The following is a 3,816-nucleotide window of genomic DNA, read 5'->3' as shown; positions in this document are numbered from 1 at the left end:
GGTCGGCCAGCAGGGCCACCAGGGCGACTCCGGCCAGAATCACGACGGCCCGGGGCCGGCGTTTGCCGCCGCCCGGGTCGGTGCGGCCGGGTTCGGCGGACGGTGCTGCGGTCATGCGCTCCCCATCGACAGTCTTGGCGGTGATCGCTCACCGTCTCATCGCCGCCGGGGAGCGGACCTCAGCGCCGCTCCTCCAGCTGCTTGCACGTCACACACAGGGTGGCCGACGGGAAGGCGGCGAGGCGCTCGACCGGGATCGGGTTGCCGCACCGCTCGCACCAGCCGTAACCACCCTCGTCGAGACGCTCCAGAGCGCGCTCCACCTGCGTGATCCGTTCCAGAATGCTGTTGGCGAGAGAGATCTCCTGCTCCCGCTCGAGCGTCTTGGTGCCCGTGTCGGCCTGGTCGTCCCCGGCCGAGTCGGTCAGCCGATCGCGCTGCAGCTCGGTGATCTCACTCAGCGTCTGATCGTACTCGGCACGAAGCTCGTCCCGCCGCGCCGCCATCGCCGCCCGGATCTTCTCGGTCTCGGCCGTGCTGCGGGTGGCCTTGGCCACCGGCTTGCGCCCGGCGGTCCTGGTGTCGGCTGGCTTCGCCATGGGGTCGCTCCCTCGGCCGGGGAACCGCGCGGTCCGCGGCGCCTGGGTCAGGGGGCGCCGCCCAGGGCGTCCCCTATGTACGAAAAGGGGCGCGCGGCGACGATGGCCGCGCACTCCGGAGGTTGGCAAGAATACGGAACGTACAGGCGTCCGACAACGTGCCGCACCGTCGCACCGTCTAACAGCCCCGAGCCCTGCCAAACTGGGGCAAAGGGAACGCTAGCAGATCAATTGACCACCTCATCCCCGTACTCACCAAACCATCGGGCCAGGTGACCCCGCCGACTGACCGCCCGCAACCGCCGTTCCGCGGCGTCCCGCACCCCGGCGGTCGCCACGATCAGCAGACTGTCGCCGGTCTTCAACCGGGTGTCCGGTGCGGGCACGAAACCCACCCCGTCGCGCAGCACCAGGGTCACCGACGCGCCCACCGGGAGCCGCAACTCGTCGACGTGCACACCCGCCAGTCGCGAGCCCGGCGGCACCTCCACCTGGAGCAGATCCGCCCGCATCCGCTCCAGCGGCGCGGTCTCCACATGAATCTCGGCGGCCTCGGCCGGCGCGGTCACCCGCAACCAGCGGGCGAACGACCCCAGCGTCCCGGTCTGCACCAGCGTGAAGATCACCACCAGTACGAAGACCACGTCGAAGAGCCGCTCCGCGCCGGGCACCCGCTCGGAGAGCGGAATGGTGGCCAGCACGATCGGCACCGCCCCGCGGAGCCCGGCCCAGGACAGGAACGCCTGTTCTCGAAGGCCGACCCGGAACGGCAACGCCGAGACGGCCACCGACAGCGGCCGGGCCAGCAGCACCAGCGCCAGCCCGGCGACCACCGCGGGCAGCACCGCCGCGTCCAGCCGGCCCGGCGAGGCCAGCAACCCGAGCAGCACGAACAACCCGATCTGGGCGAGCCAGGCCAGCCCGTCCGCGAAACCGAGAATCGCCTGCCGGTGCGACAGGCGGGCGTTGCCCAGCAACACCCCGGCCACGTAGACGGCGAGGAAGCCCGAGGCGTGCAGAACCGCCCCCGCGGCGTACGCCAGCACCGTGATGCCCACCGCGGCGATCGGGTAGAGCCCGGCCGAGGGCAGGGCCGCCCGGCGCAGCGCCCAGGTGCCGGCGACACCCGCGCCCACCCCCACCGCCGCGCCGACGCCCAGCTCGTAGCAGACCAGCGCGACCTCGTACCACCACGGGTGCGAGAAACCCCGGTGGGACAGCAGCACCACCAGCAGCACCACCGGGGCGTCGTTCATCCCCGACTCGGCTTCCAGCGTCGCCACCAGGCGGGGCGGCAACCGCAGCCGGCGCAGGGTGGCGAAGACGGCAGCCGCGTCGGTGGACGAGAGCACCGCTCCGTAGAGCAGCGCCAACCGCCAGTCCAGCCCCAGCAGCAGGTGCACGGCGACGCCGACCACCACGATGCTGACGATCACGCCCACAGTGGAGAGCACGGAGGCCAGCCCGAGCACCGGACGCAGCGTGGTCCACCGGGCGGTGAGGCCGCCCTCCGCGATGATCACGATCAGCGCGCAGAAGCCGAGGGTCCGGGTCAGCTCGACGTCGTCGAAACGGATGCCCAGCCCGCCCTCGCCGATCGCCACACCCAGTGCCAGATAGACCAGGAGGCTGGGCACGCCGAGGCGGGTGGAGAGTCGCACCGCGCCGACCGCTACCAGCAGCACCGCCGCACCGAGCAGCAGCGCGATGTCCAACCCGGGGGTCACGGCTGCCTTGCCCGGGCTGTCCTCACTCGGCGGATCCGTCGCGCAGGCGGCGCAGCACCTCGGGCAGCTCCGGGCCGGGCCGATCGACGATGAAGAGTTTGTCCCGGCTGGCCGCGCCGGAGCGCAGTGACACCGCGGCCCGCCGGACGCCCAGCGCGCCGGCCAACGCCCGCCGGGCCGCCTCGGTGGCCCGACCGTCCACGGCCGGATCGTGGACCGCGATCACGAGGGCGGGGCCGTGCGGGCCGTCGAAGCGGCCACCCACCCGGTCCCGGGAGGCGCCGGGCTTCACCCGCACCGCCACGGTGAGCGTGTCCTGCGCGGGCACCGGGCGCCGCTTCAGATCGGCCGGACGTCGGCGAGGAGAGCGGTCGCCGGCGCGCAGTGCGCGCACGGCGTGAAGCCGAGCTCCACGGCCTCGGCGACCGGTAACGTCTCGGGCTGCCAGCCAACCAGGTGGGGGCAGGTGGCGAGGTGGTAGCGGGGGCGGCCGTCGACGACCTCGACGGCGTCGTGCAGTCGGGCCACCCGGGCCGCCTCGGCGGTAGTGATCTGCTGGGCGGCCGGCTCGTCGACCGCCGTGACCGCGCCGTCGAACCCGTCGTCGGTCGAGGCCACCGTCGGCGACGCCGGGCTGACGGGCCGGGCCCGCGAGGACACCTCGTCGGCCACGACCGGCGACGCCTCGTCGACGCGCGGCGGGTCGTACGGCGACGCCTCGTCGATCGGTGGGACGTGGTCGACCGGCGGCCCGGGTGGTTGCCGCCACCCGGTGCCGCCGGTACCAAACGTCGTGGGCACGTGCTGGACCGGCACCTCCGGCTCGACCAGCGGCGGCCCGTACGCGACATCCGGCGTGGCCTGGCTGGCCGTGCGGGGTGCGTCGGGGTGCCGCCGGTCGGTCCGGCCGGGATCCGCCATGGCGCGGTTGGCGGCTGCCTGGCGAGCGCCCACCACCAACGCCACGGCGGCCAGCAGACTGGCCGCGATGGAGATGACCAACAAGAAGCTGGAGCCACCGGCCAAGCCGAGCACCAGTAGCACCACCGCGACGAGGATGAGCAGCAGACTTGCGACTATCACGGCTCACCCCCGCCGCGTCGAACCGTCCAGGCCGGGCCGGCGACCGTCACCATTGGCGGACAGCGATCGCCGGCCGGTGCTCAGCGTCCGGCTTCGAGGGCGCCGGAGCGCCCGCCGCCGCCGTACGAACCAGCGAGGCCCGCTGCGGCCAGCCCGTTGCCGCCGGCTACCCGGCCGGCTTCGGAGCGGGTCATCTCGGCCTCGAGGCCCTGGCCACGACCGTCGAGGTCACGCAGCTGGCTCTCCAGGTACGCCTTGAGCCGGGTGCGGTACTCGCGCTCGAACTGCTTGAGCTCCTCGATGTGCTTCTGCAGGGCCGTGCGCTTGGCGTCCAGGCCGCCCATGGCCTCCTGGTGCCGCTGGCGGGCGTCCCGCTCAAGGGCGTCAGCCTTCGCGCGCGCCTCCCG

Annotated in this window: 4 protein-coding genes and 1 pseudogene; all 5 read right to left on the bottom strand. The window is 73.5% G+C overall.

What is annotated here, in order from left to right; genetic code table 11:
* Nucleotides 1-179 precede the first annotated feature (179 nt).
* A complete protein-coding gene (locus KBX53_RS25455) occupies nt 180-599 on the bottom strand; it encodes a TraR/DksA C4-type zinc finger protein (protein WP_210862044.1) in 420 nt (139 codons plus the stop codon).
* Between the two features lie 227 nt (nt 600-826).
* A complete protein-coding gene (locus KBX53_RS25450) occupies nt 827-2,326 on the bottom strand; it encodes a potassium/proton antiporter (protein WP_210862043.1) in 1,500 nt (499 codons plus the stop codon).
* 22 nt (nt 2,327-2,348) lie between these two features.
* The gene (locus tag KBX53_RS25445) at nt 2,349-2,654 is read right to left on the bottom strand and encodes a DUF167 domain-containing protein (RefSeq protein ID WP_210862042.1); all 306 of its coding nucleotides are present in this window, start codon (nt 2,652-2,654) and stop codon (nt 2,349-2,351) included.
* A gap of 11 nt (nt 2,655-2,665) precedes the next feature.
* Nucleotides 2,666-3,409, bottom strand: a complete 744-nt coding sequence (locus KBX53_RS25440; protein WP_210862041.1) for a hypothetical protein — start codon at nt 3,407-3,409, stop codon at nt 2,666-2,668.
* Nucleotides 3,410-3,489: 80 nt separating this feature from the next.
* A pseudogene (locus KBX53_RS25435) lies at nt 3,490-3,816 on the bottom strand (cell division protein DivIVA); the annotation flags it as partial.

This window comes from Micromonospora sp. M51 (assembly GCF_018070305.1).
Taxonomy (GTDB): Bacteria; Actinomycetota; Actinomycetes; order Mycobacteriales; family Micromonosporaceae; genus Micromonospora; species Micromonospora parva.
The sequence above is the reverse complement of the archived record's forward strand: the minus strand, read 5'-3'. Positions and strand labels throughout refer to the sequence as shown.

Bases quoted from the DNA above. Each gene is read 5' to 3' on its own strand.
- KBX53_RS25455 (WP_210862044.1), bottom strand. From the start codon at position 599: ATGGCGAAGCCAGCCGACACCAGGACCGCCGGGCGCAAGCCGGTGGCC.